This window comes from Pectobacterium parvum (genome assembly GCF_020971565.1).
GTDB classification, from domain to species: domain Bacteria; phylum Pseudomonadota; class Gammaproteobacteria; order Enterobacterales; family Enterobacteriaceae; genus Pectobacterium; species Pectobacterium polare.
Window position 1 is genome coordinate 2,940,398 of the sequence record NZ_CP087392.1, and the last position, 18,468, is coordinate 2,958,865.

General features: G+C 40.3%; 13 protein-coding genes. 5 read left to right on the forward strand and 8 right to left on the reverse strand.

All coding sequences use genetic code 11. The features are described 5' to 3' along the window. Nucleotides 1–930 precede the first annotated feature (930 nt). The 4 genes from LOZ86_RS13210 to LOZ86_RS13225 all read left to right on the forward strand — a co-directional run bounded on the left by LOZ86_RS13210 (nt 931) and on the right by LOZ86_RS13225 (nt 5,789). Nucleotides 931–4,560, forward strand: coding sequence for a YobI family P-loop NTPase (locus tag LOZ86_RS13210; protein WP_230242105.1), 3,630 nt, complete (start codon nt 931–933; stop codon nt 4,558–4,560). A 291-nt stretch (nt 4,561–4,851) separates the two neighbouring features. Further along, entirely contained in the window at nt 4,852–5,097 is a 246-nt protein-coding gene (relB, locus tag LOZ86_RS13215) for a type II toxin-antitoxin system RelB family antitoxin (RefSeq protein ID WP_111778801.1), read from the forward strand. Then, the gene (locus LOZ86_RS13220; RefSeq protein WP_111778800.1) at nt 5,087–5,371 is read left to right on the forward strand and encodes a type II toxin-antitoxin system RelE/ParE family toxin; all 285 of its coding nucleotides are present in this window, start codon (nt 5,087–5,089) and stop codon (nt 5,369–5,371) included. The genes relB and LOZ86_RS13220 overlap by 11 nt, the downstream gene beginning before the upstream one ends. 58 nt (nt 5,372–5,429) lie before the next feature. Beyond that, nucleotides 5,430–5,789 carry a hypothetical protein gene (locus LOZ86_RS13225; RefSeq protein ID WP_116362340.1) on the forward strand — a complete coding sequence of 120 codons (360 nt, stop codon included), beginning with the start codon at nt 5,430–5,432 and terminating at the stop codon, nt 5,787–5,789. A 541-nt stretch (nt 5,790–6,330) separates the two neighbouring features. Here LOZ86_RS13225 and phoH read toward each other — a convergent pair. The 3 genes from phoH to LOZ86_RS13240 form a co-directional block, all read right to left on the reverse strand. Continuing rightward, nucleotides 6,331–7,119 (reverse strand): phosphate starvation-inducible protein PhoH, encoded by a 789-nt coding sequence (phoH, locus tag LOZ86_RS13230; protein WP_039485652.1) that lies wholly within the window; start codon nt 7,117–7,119, stop codon nt 6,331–6,333. A 530-nt stretch (nt 7,120–7,649) separates the two neighbouring features. Beyond that, nucleotides 7,650–8,165, reverse strand: coding sequence for a flagella biosynthesis regulatory protein FliZ (fliZ, locus tag LOZ86_RS13235; protein ID WP_039485654.1), 516 nt, complete (start codon nt 8,163–8,165; stop codon nt 7,650–7,652). 201 nt (nt 8,166–8,366) lie between these two features. After that, nucleotides 8,367–9,089 (reverse strand): RNA polymerase sigma factor FliA, encoded by a 723-nt coding sequence (locus LOZ86_RS13240; RefSeq protein ID WP_039485657.1) that lies wholly within the window; start codon nt 9,087–9,089, stop codon nt 8,367–8,369. A 449-nt stretch (nt 9,090–9,538) separates the two neighbouring features. On the opposite strand from LOZ86_RS13240, the gene LOZ86_RS13245 reads away from it, so the two are divergent. Next, complete coding sequence (locus LOZ86_RS13245) at nt 9,539–10,591, forward strand: tetratricopeptide repeat-containing glycosyltransferase family 2 protein (RefSeq protein ID WP_039485660.1); 1,053 nt, start codon at nt 9,539–9,541, stop codon at nt 10,589–10,591. Nucleotides 10,592–10,633: 42 nt separating this feature from the next. Here LOZ86_RS13245 and LOZ86_RS13250 read toward each other — a convergent pair whose 3' ends face one another. The 5 genes from LOZ86_RS13250 to LOZ86_RS13270 all read right to left on the reverse strand — a co-directional run bounded on the left by LOZ86_RS13250 (nt 10,634) and on the right by LOZ86_RS13270 (nt 18,438). Then, nucleotides 10,634–12,049 (reverse strand): hypothetical protein, encoded by a 1,416-nt coding sequence (locus tag LOZ86_RS13250; protein WP_039485663.1) that lies wholly within the window; start codon nt 12,047–12,049, stop codon nt 10,634–10,636. Nucleotides 12,050–12,090: 41 nt separating this feature from the next. Continuing rightward, nucleotides 12,091–12,738, reverse strand: a complete 648-nt coding sequence (locus LOZ86_RS13255; protein WP_039485666.1) for an acetyltransferase — start codon at nt 12,736–12,738, stop codon at nt 12,091–12,093. 41 nt (nt 12,739–12,779) lie between these two features. Further along, the gene (locus tag LOZ86_RS13260; protein ID WP_039485668.1) at nt 12,780–13,889 is read right to left on the reverse strand and encodes a DegT/DnrJ/EryC1/StrS family aminotransferase; all 1,110 of its coding nucleotides are present in this window, start codon (nt 13,887–13,889) and stop codon (nt 12,780–12,782) included. Nucleotides 13,890–13,989: 100 nt separating this feature from the next. Beyond that, the gene (locus LOZ86_RS13265; RefSeq protein ID WP_165707516.1) at nt 13,990–17,427 is read right to left on the reverse strand and encodes an O-linked N-acetylglucosamine transferase family protein; all 3,438 of its coding nucleotides are present in this window, start codon (nt 17,425–17,427) and stop codon (nt 13,990–13,992) included. Nucleotides 17,428–17,610: 183 nt separating this feature from the next. After that, the gene (locus LOZ86_RS13270; protein ID WP_039485673.1) at nt 17,611–18,438 is read right to left on the reverse strand and encodes a flagellin N-terminal helical domain-containing protein; all 828 of its coding nucleotides are present in this window, start codon (nt 18,436–18,438) and stop codon (nt 17,611–17,613) included. Between the last annotated feature and the right edge of the window lie 30 nt (nt 18,439–18,468).

The following is an 18,468-nucleotide window of genomic DNA, read 5'->3' on the forward strand; positions in this document are numbered from 1 at the left end:
GTTCGGTAGGTTCAGTCGGTTCATTATTTTAATACATTGATTTATCGTTATTTTTATTTGAATAGTGAACCGACCCTGAACCGACTTTAGCCATTTTGAACCGACCTGACCAAACGCCCCTTTTCTGGCTGGCTTGATGAACCGACCTACACACCGCGTGAACCTACCCATAAGTCGGTTCAATTCTGAAAATAATTACCCTATCTATCAATCAGTTGACTACGTGAACCGACTGAACCTACCGAACCGACCCACTTTTGCTTATCTATAAGAATTTGGCACACAAAAATCATGCCGTGTTAATCCATTGCCAGCGAGCAAGTACGCAAAATGAAACGGAGCTGCTACGATAAAATTCGCAATGTGGTTCGCAGTTGTGCGCATTACTGTGCGAACTGCGTACCGCGCTGTAACCCGCACCACGCCTCATTTCATTCAATTTGAAATCAATTTTTTGGTCGGTACGCATGTATCGAAATGCTATGGTTTTTTGCGAAGTCGGCGCGGCGGGAAACGTGCTTAAAATGGTAGATTGAGGGGGGACAGCCTCGATCTGTGGTCGGGTCAAACACTACTGGAGATCGGCTAAACTCGACGGTCTGCAATGTGCCAGGAGCGGAAGTTAGAGATTATCTGCCAATCGATAAGATGGCTGCCTAAGTCGTAGCGATTCAGCACTGTTTTTAGCGGCGCTAGATTGCGAAGTCATGCTTTGCTGACTTGCCATTGTGCTCTTTACGAGCAAGGTTTTCAGGCATTGCCAGTGCTAACAGTAGCGTGAAATCAGAGGGATAGGTGAAGAAAAACAAAGGGGCTTTGGCTAATCTTTAGCATTGTTTCTGCTATAGTAGGGCGAAATTTTATCTGTATGATTTTGTTTGATTAACTCTGAGAAGTAGCTCTCTCGGTGAAGATGGGGAAAGGATATCAATGAGTGATGACAGCTATAAATTTCAAAAGCTAACGCCGATCAGCGATGTTGAGCTGGGTATATATAAAAATGCGATTGATTTTGTTTTTGCCAATGACGATCTAAAAAACATTGCAATATCAGGGCAATATAGCGCAGGGAAAAGTAGTCTTGTCGAATCCTATAAGAAAAGTCATTCGAATATAAAATTTGTTCATATCTCACTTGCTCATTTCAGAACGATGGAGGAAACTGAAACTAATGAACCAGGTAAAGATATAAATGAAACCGCATTAGAAGGTAAAATTCTTAACCAGTTAATTCACCAGATTAATGCTGATGATATTCCCCAGACGCATTTTAAAGTAAAGAAAAAAATAAGAACGAGCAGCGTTGTGATAAATACCATCTTCACGGTGTTATTGATCGCCACGGTACTACATATCACTCTATTTAATAAGTGGGAGAAATATGTTTCACTTTTATCTGATGGTAATTTAAAGACACCACTTACATTATCAACTAAATACGATACGCTTTTAATTAGTGGATTTATATGCACTATCCTATCTTGTGTTTTTATTTACAAGTTAATAAAAACCCAAAAGAATCGTAATGTTCTTAAGAAAATAAATTTACAGGGCAATGAAATAGAGATTTTTGAAGAAAGTAAAGAGTCTTATTTTGATAGGTATTTGAATGAAGTATTGTACCTTTTCGAGAACGTTGATGCTGATGCTATTATTTTTGAAGACATGGACCGTTTTAATAGTAATAACATCTTTGAACGTCTTCATGAGGTGAATAGACTGGTTAATATTCAACGGAGCATAGCAGGGCACAAGAAATCGAAGTTACGTTTTATTTACTTACTTCGTGATGACATCTTCATTTCGAAGGATAGAACGAAATTCTTTGATTATATCATTCCAGTTATTCCTGTTGTTGATAGTTCTAACTCTTACGATCAGTTTATCTCACATTTTGATGATGGGGGTATTCTCAAGTTGTTCAATGAAAGATTTCTACAAGAGATGTCGCTATATATTGATGACATGAGAATATTGAAGAATATTTATAATGAATTTCAAATTTATTATAACAAATTAAATACGACAGAACTTGACTGTAATAAAATGTTGGCCGTTATTGCCTATAAAAATATTTTTCCACGAGATTTTAGTGAGTTGCAACTTAATCAAGGTATGGTTTTTGCCTTATTTAGTGAAAAGGATAATTTTATTATAAGAGAAATAAAAGAAATAGAAAAATATATTAGCGATAGAAAAAAAGAAATTGAGGTAATCAATGGTGAAATACTCAATTCTAGTCAGGAGGTTGATGCTATATATGATAAGGAACTGTCTAAATACAGTAACTCTTACTATCATCAGGCTGAGAAAGCTGATATAGAAAAGAGAAGAGCGGCTAGAAAAGAAAGTGTTGAAAATAAAACCAATGGGAAAATAGAAGAAATCAATGAGCTTATATCAAGATCAAGAGAGAGTTTGGTTTATTCTAGGAATAAAAAACTTAAAGAAATAATAACAAGAGAAAACATTGATGAAATATTTAAGCTCACCTATATCAATGAAATTGGAGAAAAAAGAGATTTTAATGAAATAAAAAGCAGTGAGTATTTTGACTTGCTTAAATACCTTATTCGTGATGGCTATATTGATGAAACCTATGCCGACTATATGACCTATTTTTATGAAAATAGCCTGAGTCGAATTGATAAGATGTTTTTACGCAGCATTACCGATCAAAAAGGCAAAGAGTTCACTTATCAACTCAAGAACCCCAAGCTGGTCCTTGCCCGCCTTCGAGAAGTGGATTTTGAACAGGAAGAGGCGCTTAATTTTGATCTATTAGCTTATCTGCTTCAAACGCCAGCCCAAGTAAACTTAATAAAACGTTTATTCAAACAACTAAGAAAAGATAGAAGAGTTGAGTTTATTCGCGGCTACTTTGAAACTGAGAGGGCTCAGCCAGGCTTCATTAATCGATTAAATACACAGTGGCCTGAGTTCTTTTCTTATGCGCTGACAGAGAGTGAATTTTCTGCTGATTGGGTTAGACGCTACTCTATAGGCACATTTTATTATTCTGCCAGTAACGACATTGAGGCCATTAACATTGATGATTGTCTGACTGATTACATCTCCGATTCGGCGGATTATTTAGCAATATCAGAACCGAAGGTTGACAAGTTAATTAGTGGTTTTAAGTTGCTTAACGTCTCTTTTATCAGTATCAAATTTGAAAACGCAAATAAAATACTCTTTGATGAGGTTTATCAGCATTCACTTTATGATATTAATTTTGCCAACCTGACCTTAATGCTGAATAAGGTTTACACGCTTAACAGTGAAGATGATATTCGCCATAAGAACTATACACTAGTGATGTCACAGCCTGATTCTCCCTTGGCTAGTTATGTTAATAACCATATTAATGACTATCTGGATATGGTTTTATCGAGTTGTGAGGGTTCAATCGTGGATGATGAAGCCATTGTTTTATCCGTTCTTAATAATGAGAAAATATCTGATGAACAAAAAGGGCAGTATATAAACTCTTTGCAAACTTTCGTGACCTCTTTGAGTGAGGTTGAGAGCGAATCCTTATGGTCATCTTTGTTGGATAAAGATAGAGCTGTTTTCTCTGAGGAAAATATAGTCTTTTATTTTGAACATGTTGATGGACTGGATGACTCACTCATCGAATTTATCAATAGAACTCATGTAGAGCTGAATTTTCAAAAAATCAACATTGACGATGAGCTTAAAGGTAAATTATTTAAGTCGATTGTAATTTGTAATGATTTATCAAATAATAAATATGAGAAATTAATTTGTTCACTAAATCTTATTTATAAAACCTCCTTTAGCGTTAGTAATATCGCGCGTGATAAGTTCAAAATATTAGTGGATAAAAATATTATTCGTATGAGTATTGCCCCGCTTAATTTCATACGAGATAACTATCCGGAGCAACTTTCCTATTATATTCATAAGAATATCAGCACATACGTTGAACTAATGACGATTGATAACTTTATTTTGGATGAGGCTATATCAATACTTTCTTGGAAAGTTGATGATGATTTGAAAGTTAAGCTACTCGAGTTTGTTAAAACACCGTTGGCTATTCATGGTAAGAATTACTCTCAGGTCGTTAATGACTATATTTTAGAAAATAATTTTAAACCAGATGAACTTCTATTCTTAACGTCATCGTATAAAACTTGGGGAACCTCTACTCAGTCGCTCATCTTGAGTCGAGCAATACAGAATATATCAGCATTGATAGCAAGCCCTAATGATGTTTCTGAACCTTTACAAAAAAACCTGTTTGTGGCAGAGGGACTGAATATGCAGAATAAAATAGCACTGCTAATCGCTTTGTTACTGGGTAAGGATTTGAGTAAGACGGCTTGCAAAGAGTATCTTGATCTGCTTGGTTTATCGGAGTTCAGTAAAATTTTGGGGCGAGGCAAACCTAAAATTGAAGTTGATTCAACTAATCAAAATTTATTAACAGCATTAAGAGATAACCACTTCTTCTCTGATTTTGAGGTGGATGATGAAAATCCCACTTATTATAAAATAACAAGGCGGCGCTCTATGTCTGGCTCAGATACATAGCATTATATATTTTTCTACAGTTTGGGCACTTTTATAGTGCCCAATTTTTACGCTGAAACTTACGTAGCTAATCTGACTTTTTCCCAGTTGACGAATACACCTAGGTGTTCGTAAAGCCCTCAGTGTGTTGGGACAGATGCGAGCGTCCGCTGTTCGTTCTTAACAAACACCAGCAGCTAATTCACACCTGCATAGAGAACAACATCCCAAATACCATTAAGTAGCCACTTGCCTCTCTCTTCTCACCTCACTACAATGTATACAAAACGCACAATGTAGTGGAGTAGCAGTATGGGTGTCATGTCCGTTCGATTAAATGATGAAACCACTGCGCAGCTTGATGCGCTGGCTAAAGCCACGGGGCGTACCCGCTCATTTCTGGCTGGACAAGCCATTGAAGACTATCTTGCGCGGGAAGCCTGGCAGATAGCAGAGATCGAGCAAGCTATTAAAGAAGCCGATGTGGGTGATTTTGTCTCATCAGATGATATGAACAATCTCTTTAAAAAATTAGGTACGGCAAGACATGGAAATTAAATGGCTGCGTAAAGCTGCGGCCAATTTGGAAGCCGAGTACCTCTATATCGCGCAGGACGATCCACAAGCCGCCAGCCAATTCGTAGATGAAGTCCAAAGGTTGACGGAATTACTACCGCAACAGCCAGCAATGGGAAGACCTGGCCGTGTACCTGGAACGCGTGAACTGGTGTTAACGCATTATCCCTACATAATCCCCTACCGCGTAAAAGATAATATGATCCAGATTCTGCGCGTCTTTCATACGCACAGGCGTTTACCCGCAAAATGGTGAACAACTGCCTTTCTGAGTTTTAACGAACGTACATCCACCAACTAACCGTCACTCAGCCATGAAAGACAATAAAAAACATAACCAACAATCAAGATCATCAGGCTGGGGCGGGAAACGTGCCGGTGCAGGTGCACCAATTGGTAACACCAACGCAGTGAAACATGGGGAACGCAGCCGTCAGGCATTCTTTCCTTTGGCGGGTGATGAGGGGCAATTTACGCCGTTGCAATTGCTACGAGCAAGAAACCTACTCCTTGCTGAACGTGTCGGAGAGTTGATGCACAGATCTCTTTCTTTGGGTACAGCCGAGTGGCGCGAGTTTATGTTGCTAGATGGGATTCTATGGCAACACACCCGAAAAATGATGGTATTAGAACGTCGTAAAGCAAAGTTAAATTTGCAGCACAGCCAACACTAAAAGCCAGCGTATACAACGGGCGAGATATAGCCATTTTAACCTGACTTTTCTCTATGGGACTACGATTGGGACTATCAAGTAAAAATAAAAAATACAAATCATAATATTGAATAACAAATTCAATTTCTCTCGTGCCAACGTTTTGTCTAGTGAAGTCCAGAAAAGACTATAAAAAAAATATAAACAGTAGGTTGCATAGATTTATTGTTTTTCTGTTGTCTACTGAATTCCATATTGATACATTGAAATCCACATTTTTTAGGCATACGACGCAATATGTAGCCTAACCCCTATGACTAAACAGCTTTGCGGATTTTGTTGATGGATATGAATCCTACATATATCAGCTCCACCAGTCCAATGTTGTGGAGAATATCGTCTTCGATCACTTTCACATGGTAAATTCTCATGATGGCTTTTCTTTATAGTTAAAATAAAAACATAGCCTTATGAATTCGATTTATCTGATACCCCTGATTTACATCAGGGGTATTTTTGATGGTGATAGCTTAGAAATTTTCATTCCCGCGCCACACAGACATCAGCCATAGGCATGGAGCGTACGCTGGCACAGCGCCGAGCGCACGCAGTCCTCTTTACCGAAAGAGACCACGCCAATCATGTCATCCTCAACAAAACGCTCCAGTGCATCGCGCAGGCCGGATTTAACCCCAGATGGCAAATCGCACTGCGTGATATCACCATTGACGATAACCGTGACATTTTCACCTAAACGCGTCAGGAACATTTTCATTTGGTTCACTGTCACGTTTTGCGCCTCATCCAGAATCACAACCGCATTTTCAAATGTCCGTCCGCGCATATACGCAAATGGCGCAATTTCGACTTTGGCGATTTCCGGCCGCAAACAGTACTGCATGAAAGAGGCCCCCAGCCGACGCAAAAGTATGTCGTAAACCGGGCGGAAATAAGGCGCAAATTTTGCTGTAATATCTCCGGGTAAAAAGCCAAGATCCTCGTCGGCCTGTAATACTGGCCGCGTAACAATAATACGCTCAACCTCTTTATGGATTAGTGCCTCCGCCGCTTTCGCAGCGCTCAGATACGTTTTACCGCAGCCAGCTTCACCTGTGGCAAAAATCAACTGTTTTTTTTCTATCGCAGACAAGTAATGTTCCTGGGCAACGGTACGAGCTTGAATAACGGAATTATCACGACTTTCGCGCGCCATTCCGATTGCTTCAATCCCACCCATCTGTACCAGAGAAGTGACCGATTCTTCCTCACGCTGACGATGGCTACGCGAGTCACGACGGATAACGCGTTTGGCTTCACGACGAGCTTTGATCACTGCTTTTTGTCTTCCCATAGTGGCACCTTACAGTTTGTTTCACTTACCGCGCTGTTCTACAGCGCGTGACGTTTAACTCACTAACGAGGTTAGGCTTCCTTATTAAGCCAATAGCGGACAGAGAATACGCATGATTCATCCACAAACGGAGTGAAAAACGAGCCGAGCATTCATGGATAGAAAAAGAAAATAAACGGAGAGTTTGGGTAAAGAGAGAATGGCGCAGTGTTGAAAATAAGTGGGAGGAACATCCCTCGCACCGGCGAGTCAGCGGCGTAGAATCTTGGCATCGACTACAAAGTCCAGAAAAGGACATTACCATTCGCGTTCCTCACTGTGACAACGACTATTCCACTGAATAATGATTGATCGCATCGTAGAACTACTGCTAACCATTGCCTAAAACTAGTGCCGAATGATTTCAGTAGTATGACAGTGCAATAATTTGCCTCTGCAATGCAAGCATTTTTTACACTGTCATAACATTTATCTATAGTCAGTATCTCATGGTTTGGCAATGTCAGCCTGAAAACAACGCATGATGCACGTCAGAAATGCCGCTGCCAGTCCAGATATTGATCGTATTTTCGTAAGGCACTACGGTAAATATTTTGCTCAATATCGGGAAGGTAATCACATACGCGCTGCTGTACCCCATCGCGGTGCCGAGAAAAGGTTTCTGTGGGATAGTTATTGGCAGCCAGCAGTTCGTCCAACCGCCGCAGACGAATGACATACTCACGCATCGTGCTATGGCGGACTTCAGTCTGCTCGATCAGATACTGTGTGAAAGCTTTAATATCGAAATAGCTAGCAGTCGTATTGCATAATATTTCGCTACAAAAGCGGCAAAGTGGGATTAATTCCTGTTGCAGACCGGACCATATTTCGTCATCGATCAGCCTGTCGATGCTGCCAATCGATTTTTTATTGATAAGCTGATTGCGAAATACCAGTGAAACGCGGTCAAGCTCTTTATCACACTGGGAACAGTTGGCCTGCCTGTGTTTGAAGTCTTTCAGATAACGGCTTAGCAGCTGTTTCTTCCGAATTGATGGGTGCATGAATCCATTCCATAACGATATATAACTTCAATGTGAAGCAATAGCACCTTCATTACGTCAGAAATGCTGGAGTGCTAAAAACAGGTAGCATTAATCATTTAAATACTGATGAAAAACACTCATCAATATTCAAACGTTGCCATGATCCCGTGCTTCAGAGACTAAAGATATATTTGATAACAGTATTCCTACGCAGCGTAATTAAACATCGTTCATTAATTTCACGCGCAGGCGCTTTATCGCCTGGCTATGCAACTGACTGACTCTCGACTCCCCGACTTCAAGAACGGCACCAATCTCTTTCAGGTTCAACTCTTCCTGATAGTAAAGCGTCAACACCAACTTCTCGCGCTCTGGCAGATTTTCAATCGCATCCATTACACGATGGCGCAAATTGCCTTCCATCAGTTGATGCAATGGGTTCGCATCTTCATTACCTTCCAGTAACGCTTCTGCGCTGTCACCATGTTCTTCACGCCATTCATCGTAAGAGAAAAGCTGGCTATTGTTCGTATCCAGCAGTATCTGACGATAATCCTCAAGCGTGATATTCAAGGTCTGCGCAACTTCCTGCTCCGTTGGAGTACGACCGAGCTGCTGTTCAGCCTGCTGCATTGCTTGTGCCACTTCCCGCGCATTACGCCGTACACTGCGTGGAGCCCAATCACGACTGCGTAATTCATCCAGCATCGAACCTCGAATTCGTTGGACGGCATAGGTGGTAAACGCCGTACCTTGTAACGAATCATAACGTTCAACTGCGCTTAACAAGCCGATACCGCCAGCCTGTAGCAGATCGTCAAGTTCAACACTCGCGGGGAGACGAACCTGTAAACGCAAGGCTTCATGGCGCACTAGTGGTACATAGCGCTTCCAAAGGGAATTTTTATCCATTGTGCCTTCGGCGGTATACAAATCGCTCACAGTGACAAATACCTACGATGATAATGTTATCGACACTATTATGCTTTTAGGTAGGGTAGCCAATCGCCTGAATAGCGTCAAAAAATGAGGGTTATTCATGCCATGTATGACAGGATTGAGTAAGGAGCCTGCGGAGAGAAACACAAATGGCACGTACAGATGGTGCAGTGCGACAGCAAATCTGTGATGTATATCTCTTTCAAAGGGAGATGATGCTGGCGCAACCATTCTTACTCCTTATGGGCTCATAAGACCCTATGAAATTTTTAGTGCCAATAATATAAACATTAATGATACTGAAAGCATTATAGCCGATAATATAACGTCCTACAGCCACGTATTCATCTCCTTTCTCAACTGCCGATGGCAAGCAAGCATCAAATTGTTATTACTGACAAATTGATATAGTATTGATTAATATCAAGCCTTTAAAATGCGGTACATAATAAATGATATCAGTCTGCATGATCGTGAAAAACGAAGCTTTGCACTTAGGCAACACGCTGAAAGCAATAAATAAATATTTTGACGACATTGTTGTCGTTGACACTGGCTCAACCGATGACTCCAAAAATATTGCCAGAAAATTTACTGATAAAGTTTATGACTTTGAATGGATATCAGATTTTTCTGCTGCGCGAAATTATTCACTGAAATTTGCCAAATATGATTGGGTTTTAGTTGTCGATGCTGATGAAGAAATTCAATCAGTTGATATAACAATGTTGTCTAAGCTCATACACCAATATACAACCCATATCGGCAACATAGAAAGATTGGATTATTTAGACGAAGATGGTGAAGAGAGTGTTGTTAAAGAGTGCTTTAATCGACTTTTTAGAAAAGAAATATATCACTATGAAGGGATTATTCACGAACAAATTATCCCCAGGAAAATTAAATCGCATACAGTAAAACGATTTATGGCTCCCATAGTATTAAATCACGTCGGTTATCAACAAGAGATTCTGCGCCAAACAAATAAAATAGAAAGAAATATTAGCATGTTAGAAAAAGCGATTAGCGACGCACCAAAAGAACCGTACCTTCATTATCAGTTAGGAAAAAGCCATTACCTGAATAAAGATTATTTAGCTGCTATAAAAAGCTTCTCCATCGCACTAGAAATCCAAGAAAGTGTCTTCCCTACCTATAATGAAAATTTAATTGAATGCTATGGATATAGCCTTATAAATATTGGTGAATATGTAAAATCATTAGATATATTAAAATATGAAAAATACTGTTCATCTACTGATTTTGTTTTTTTAAAAGCTTTAGTGCTTATGAACAACTCCGACTTTCAGGGGGCATTGGATCACTTCCACAAATGTATTAACATGCCTTCCGGAAGAAAAAGCGGTGTCAACTCTTACAAAGCCAATCACAATATTGCAGTCATTCTAGAATGCCATAACATGCTAAATGAAGCGGTTACATTTTATAGAAAATGTGGGGATTATGCACCAGCGCAAGCTGGGATCTCTCGAATATTAAAATAAAAATAAGCAAGGCATATTGGCCTTGCTTATTCATAAGAAATATTAAATGCTATGGTATTTCTCAATCAGCTGTTTTTTATAATCGGAATATTTCCCATTTGCATTTTTCACCGTCGTTACCATCCATAGTAGTGAATAACCTACATGGTTGACATCATAAATGATAGCAGAATCTATTCTAGAAATATCACCTGGCATACCGACAGCGTCAATGGCAGCAGAAAGCGCAACCTGATCTAAAAACCAGACACTGTTATCATTTAGCAGATTACTGTGGATAAAAGATGCAACCTTATCGATAAATATCTTTGAGGTTAGCCCTCCGCCCAGATAAACAAATCCTCCAAGAGCTTTTTCCCAGAACGGCGCACTTTCACTTTCTGTTAGGACAAGATCTGATGAACGCCATTGTTTAATTGTTTCTGATAAATTTTTCCTAAATAAACAATCGGCATCAAGTATTAAAATTGGTGAATTAAAAATCGATAGCGCATGGCGAGCAAAAATAAAACGCCTTGACGCGTAGTGAACATTCATGCCCTTCATTCCAGAGAAATACTCGGTGGTACACGATATATTTAACTCAGGGAAAGAGGATTTTTTCTTTAATACATCACTATAAGTTTCATCATCTATATTATAAACATGAAAATGCACATTAAAATTATCTTTATTAGTCTCATATATTGAGAACAAGGCTGATATCGCATGCTCATAATAATATTTTATATCACACGAGATAATTACCGTTACTTTTTCATTATTTTCTTCTTGCTTAATTAACCATTTATAATCATCATCAGAAGGAAATTCATTGCCTTTTAAAAGTGGTCGAAAATCTATATAAGAATCAGGGTGGCCGCCTAGTTTATAAATGGCGCAAGTCACCATTAATAACGTAAACCAGTGATCACCAATGAGGTGTTGCTTGGTTGTCATTTCTTGCACTAATGGAAGTGCCAGATCGTAATCCTCTTCAATCATACAAATCATGAGCAGTATTCTAAATGCAGCGGGAGAGTCACTCAAGACGGAAAAATTATTATTTATTAGTGTGACTGCCGCTTCTACAGCACCGATTCTAAATAGTAATTGAATAGCAACAACAAGATATTCCACGCAAGGTTTAAGGTTTATTATCTCCACCAATGAATTTTGTATATTCGCAATATAATCCACTGGTAACCTTACGTTTCTCCCTTCAAATTTCCCATCAAGTGCTATATTTGCCAGTGATATAGTAAGTAACAACTGCTTTAAAGCTTCATCATGACTTGTTTCTAACCCACTATCATAGCCATAAATTTTTTTATTAATTAACAGAGTATCTGTATTTCCCTCAATGATAGAGGCAACAAGTTCTTGGGGTAAACTCCCAATATCCCCTAGATCCAACTCACGGGAAAAAACATCACGATAAAACTGAGGCATCGATTTTGCATATTTATACTCAGTCATACATCATACTCCTAGATGAAGATCCTTCATTAAAAAGAAAACTACCTAAACACTCTATTGCTATCATTTTCTCTTACTATTTTCGCAGGGTTCCCTAAAACTACCATTTTATCAGGTACTGATGAAACCACGTTAGCCGCCATCCCGACAATAACATCATTACCGATACGAATTTTTTCCTTAATCAACGCTCCCATGCCAATAAATGTTCTAGTGCCAACATAAACAGCCCCGGCCATAGCAGAATAAGTAGACGTTATTGAATGAGCGGCAATATGGCAGTCATGACTAATACTAGAAAAAGCCTGCATAACCACGTTATCTTCGACACAGGTATCACATGAAACATTCACCCCCTGATAAATAATAACGCCGTTCCCTATCTTACTACACGGTGAAATATAAGCAGATGGATCAATCAGTGTAGCTAAATTAACTCCGCTACCCCTAATTTTTTCAGCCATCGAAGCTCTAATTGCAGGTTCGCCAATTGCAATAACTACTTCTAGAAATTTTATGTTTTTTGCCTGAGCGAACGATTTAACCGAGATGTTTTTCAATACACGTTCAGGATTGATATCATCGATAAAGATAATCTCTTCCCATCGTTTTTCTTTCGCGTTGATAAGTTGAGCTAGCATTAGTGTTTCACGCCCCAACCCTCCAGCTCCATAAATACCTAATATCATTCATGTCACCTCAGAAATTCAGAAAACCGATTATTATAACGTTATAGAAAAGATAGAATTTCATTAATAATCTGATCTTGCTCATCCCCTGCCAAGTCAGGGTATATTGGCAAGCATAAAACCATATTAGAAATATAGTTAGCAACAGAAAGATCATTTTTTATCACACTTTCTAAACCCCGGTACATAGGAAATGAACTAATTAATGGATAAAAATAACGACGAGTATAAATATTCTTCTCTTTCAATTTTTCATATAGCACTTCACGATCGACGGGAAACGACGAATCGACGAATATTGGGCAATATGCATAATTCCATGTGATATTTTCAGGGACATTAATCAGTCGGATACCCGGAATATCGTTCAATCGCTCACAGTAACGATTGTATATTTTCTCACGATTTAGCAAAGCGCTATCAATATAATTTAACTGTAATAAGCCAAAAGCAGCCTGTACTTCATTCATTTTACCATTGATACCAGGAGCAACGACTGTTAACTCATCTGCAAAACCAAAATTCTTTAAATAATCGATACGTTTTTTGGTTTTAGCATCAGGACAAATAATCGCTCCGCCCTCAATGGTATTAAATACTTTAGTTGCATGAAAACTGAGAATAGACAAATCACCATGATTCAAAACACTGGCACCATCCTTTTTAACACCGAAAGCATGCGCAGCATCATAAATTACACGTAAACCATAGTTATCAGCGAGTTGCTGAATTCTTTCGACGTTAGCGGGGATACCGTAACAATGTACAGGCAAAATAGCAGAAGTGGCGGGGGTAATGGCTTCTTCTATTTTATCTGGATCAAGGTTACAGGTAACAGGGTCGATATCGACAAATACTGGTTTTAGTCCATTCCACAACAAGCTATGCGATGTTGCTACAAAAGAATAAGGTGTTGTAATGACTTCACCAGTAATTCGTAGTGTTTGAAGCGCAGTAAGCAGTGCCAATGTGCCATTACTAAATAAGCTCAGATACTCGACCCCAAGATATTGGGCCAATTCATTTTCCAAGCGTTGATGGAATGCGCCGTTATTTGTCAAATATTTATTTTTCCAAATTTCTTCCAAATACGGCGTAAACTCCTCCAACGGTGGAAGTAATGGGCTTGTTACATATATCGGATTTTTCATTATCGTTCTCGCAGAAATTAACATCCGTAGTTACAACACAAAGGTATATAACCGACCAAGTAACGAGCAAAGAGCACAGCAAGGCTGTGCTCAATATATTTTAATCGTACGAATCGCGCTCAATAGAAAAACTTATCGTCGCCTCTCCTGCACAATAACGCTGCCAGGCTATCTGCAAAGCACGCTCAAAATAGGTTGCAGGGGTTACTTCTTCATTATAATCATTAGCTAACCGAGCACGTAAGTTAGCACGAACTAACGCTAACTCGTCCAGACGCAGACTCCAGTTGATTGAACGTTGGATATAATCCTCTTCAGAGGTTGCGATAAACTCTGATAATCCTGCAGCATTCAATGTCGCTACACCTTGACGGGTAGCAAGTGTATCACCTGCTATCGTCAGCGTAGGAACCCCCATCCACAAAGCATAGTTTGTCGTCGTTCCGCCAGTATAAGGGAAGGTGTCCAATAGGAGATCGATTTCATTATGCATGGCTAAATATCCCGTTATGTTGGTTCTTTCACGGAATATTAATTGTTCAGCTAACACCCCCATAGACACCATCTTATTGCGAATATTATCAATAACCTGTTGCCCTGAAAGTGCGCCAATAATCATCTTACTAGTAGGAAGCGCCATCAGAATCTTTGACCATGCTGTTAAAACCTGATCGTTGATTTTTTTGGGACGATTAAAACTGGCAAACGTAAAGTAGCCCTTATCAAGAGCGGGTAACTTCCCGACATCAGGACTGTCTGTAATCACTTGAAACTGTTGGGTAAATGGTACATAAAGTATTTTTTCAATAAACTGATGGTCGAAAATTTCAGGCTGCGGGGCATGGTTAATATTCATAAAATAATCCATTGCCTGTAACCCCGTTGTCCCCGGATAGCCGATCCAGCTAATCTGTATTGGCGCCGGCTTCAATGCAAACATGGGTAAACGGTTATACGCAGTATGACCCGAAAGATCGAATAAGATATCTATCTTGTCTTCACCAATCAGCTTTGCCAGATCAACATCGCTTTTATCTCTTACAAAATGCCAAGCAGCTGTTTTTTCTTTTAAACGCTGGGTTACTTCATCATTCAATGTTGATGTTGCATAGACATATAATGAAAAACAATCGAGATTAATTGAATTCCAAACCGGTTCAAGAAAATTAGTCACTGGGTGCAGCCCTAAATCCCCAGAGACAAAACCGATACGTAAAACCCGATTAGGATTTTTATCATACTGGCGCTCAGGGAGTTGTAGCTTCAATTTCGCTACTTTAGCCTCAGTACGCAGACCAAACTCGCGGTGTTCCTGGAAAAGGGTTTCTGGTGAAATCGTACTACTATGCGTTAAGCCAAAGAGAAAATTACTATGCAGATTCGAAGCGTTAGGAGAAAGCTCCATAATACGCCGATAATAATTATTTGCTTCGTCCTGTTGAGAATTTGATTCATAAATAGCAGCCATGCTATTCAATATAGACACATCGCTTTCATTCAGGCCAATAGCTTTTTTTCCGCAAAATTCCGCTTGTTCTAAGTTATAGTAACTTAAATGCACAACAGCTAAAAGATTCCAGGCCTGCGCATTTGCTGGGTCACATCGGATAATTTTTCGTACCAGATTTAATGTTTCACGCTTTAGCCCGGCGTCCTGGCTTTGGGTTGCCAGATCGTAATAGACACTCCAACTGAACAAATGTCTGGAGATAATTTGTACTAATGCTAAGGAAGCGCCTTCTGCGTCCCCTGTTTTTCTTAATGTGTCGGCCAGTAGGTTCCAGTTTTCAATATTCTCAGGATCTTTTTGTGTCAATCTCTCTGCAATATTCCTTGCCTGAGTGAAGTCACCATTGGAAATTAACCAAGCGATCTCCTTCACCGTTTTTTCAGCAATCTTAACCGCTTTTACCGCATATCCACTTGTGAGTAAGGGTGATTTGTACACACCGCCTGTTTTAGGATCGCTGACATAAAACACTAATGCACCGATATACGACATAATCTCCTTTATGTCAGAACTTGCCAGTAATGCATTCTGGAAGTAGCGATGCCATGCACGTACCCTTCCCTGTAAAACACCGTGCTGATGCAAACGCCGCATAACAGGGAAGTAATTTTCATTTTGCTGATTACCCCACAAATCCCAGGAAGCCAGAGATATTTTTTCAGCATCCGACAGCTTTAGCGATACGGGCTCATGCCAGAAGTTAAAGTTATCTTTTACCTTTAGGACACCAGGTAACAGGCAAAGCACAGGCGATGAGCTCTTCTGATAAACGCACTCACCAAGCCTAAAATGCAACTCGCCTAATCCTTTGATAAACAAAGCTTTCAATGCATTTTGCAAGCTAACTCGTTCATCTGTTTCAGGCTTTTCTGGTTCACGAGTATTAAATAAAAGTTGTTCAAAAGACTGAGCTAATGGCCAAGACTCACCTAACGTAGTTAACACACGCTGCGTCAGAGGATGGCTGGTTGTAACCATGACGCCAGAGGCAGAACGCCACCCATTGGTGCTTGTACCCTGCTCTGTATAAAACGGAAGGAAACTGCCAGCCCAGTGAAAATCGGCTAGCCGCGACCAATCCGGTTCAGGTAAGACTTCTTCTGAACGTTCTTGTGCCACAAGTAAAGTAAACCGACTTTCTCTTCCAACAGCAAAATCAAGATATTGTTGCTTCAACACTTTATGCATCGACGCACAAATGACCTGATGCATGCTGGAAACATTTTCACCATAATGTTCAGCTAATTCTGTATGTGGCTGAATATCGCCGACATAAGTCAGGCCTGCCCCGGTAGCTAATGTGTTAAAATCCAACAGATAGCATGGTTCATTCAGGCCTTGCAGATAATTCAGGGCAAGTTGAACATCATTCTGCTGCTCAGCCTGTTCAACCCATTTGTGTAACGCCTTTTCCTGAGCATTATTGGGTGACAACCCGAGCGACAGATAAGTCAGCATAGCTCTGGCACTTTCTTGCTGTTGTTCCACGGTTTCGGCCAGGCTGCTATGAAGGCTTAATGCATCCTTCAATACATCAGCCATTTTCCCACCGGGATAAGTAGCGTATTTGAAGCTTACCGTGCCAACAGGAGAAAGATGCTTCTGGCAAAATTGCAGTAATGCAGTTCGAGCTTCACCGCTCACCAGGCCAAAAATGCCATGTACTATGATATAATCGAACTGTCCTAGCTCACTTTCCAGCAGGGTGTTTAAATCCATTGCTGCAAGTTGAAGATTTTCAACGCCGAGTTCAATCAGCAGTTGTTGCCCTTCCTCAACCTTTTCCACGTCCAAATCGATGCCAATAGATGAGCTCTGAGGATAGGCCAGTGCAAAAGGAAAAAGATTCTCTCCAGCCATACACCCAAGCTCTAGCACCCTTGCGTTTTCAGGTGCAGCGCATTTTACGCCATGCAACCATGCAACGGCTTGTAGATGTACCGGCGAGGTATAAGGAAGGATAGTAGAAGCAGCAGTACTATTGGCAGATGGAGGAATACCAACAGACGAGGGCGTATTACGAACCATTAGGAAGCAGACCTATCTCTATTCACAATAACCCATAAACCTAACAAAAATCAGGAATAACAATCGAAAGAACAGCGCTGCCTTAGCAGGGCAATTATCAGTATTGCTGCATACATATAAAAAAACCAGCCCGAAGGCTGGTTCAACATTATCATTGTATTGATAAAGATGTGCGTCGAAAAATTAACGCAGCAGAGACAATACGTTTTGTGGAACCTGGTTAGCCTGAGACAATACAGAAGTACCAGCCTGTTGCAGGATGTTAGCCTTGCTCATGTTGGAAACTTCAGTTGCATAGTCAGCATCTTCGATACGGCCACGAGCAGCAGACAGGTTGTTAACTGTGTTGTTCAGGTTAGTAATGGTAGATTCAAAACGGTTCTGAATCGCACCCAGGTTACTACGCGCAGTGTCAACTTGTTTCAGAGCGGCATCAATCGCGCTGATTGATGCTGTTGCAGCAGCAGCGGTTGAAACATCAAGGCCAGTAACACCCAGGTCGCCAGAAGAAGAACCAATCAGCGCGCTTGAACCGATAGTGATAGCATCGTCAGCTTCGGTATTTGCACCAACCTGAATAGAGAGGTTAGCGTCACCTTTCAGCAGATCGATACCGTTGAATTTAGCGGTATTGGTGATACGGTCGATTTCAGAAACACGCTGAGAGATTTCAAGTGCGATTGATTCACGGTTTTCAGTGGTGTTGGTGTCACTTGCAGCCTGAACTGACAGTTCACGAATACGTTGCAGGTTGTTGTTGATTTCGTTCAGGTTAGTTTCAGCAGTCTGAACCAGAGAAATACCGTCATTGGCGTTACGAGAAGCCTGAGTCAGACCTTTGATCTGTGCAGTCATACCGTTTGCAATCGCCTGACCAGCAGCATCGTCTTTAGCGCTGTTGATACGCAGACCAGAAGACAGACGCTCGATAGCAGTACCCAGAGAAGACTGAGATTTGCTCAGGTTGTTCTGAGTCAGCAGAGACATTACGTTAGTGTTAATACCGGCCATAATAGATTTCCTTAATCGATGAGGTGTAAG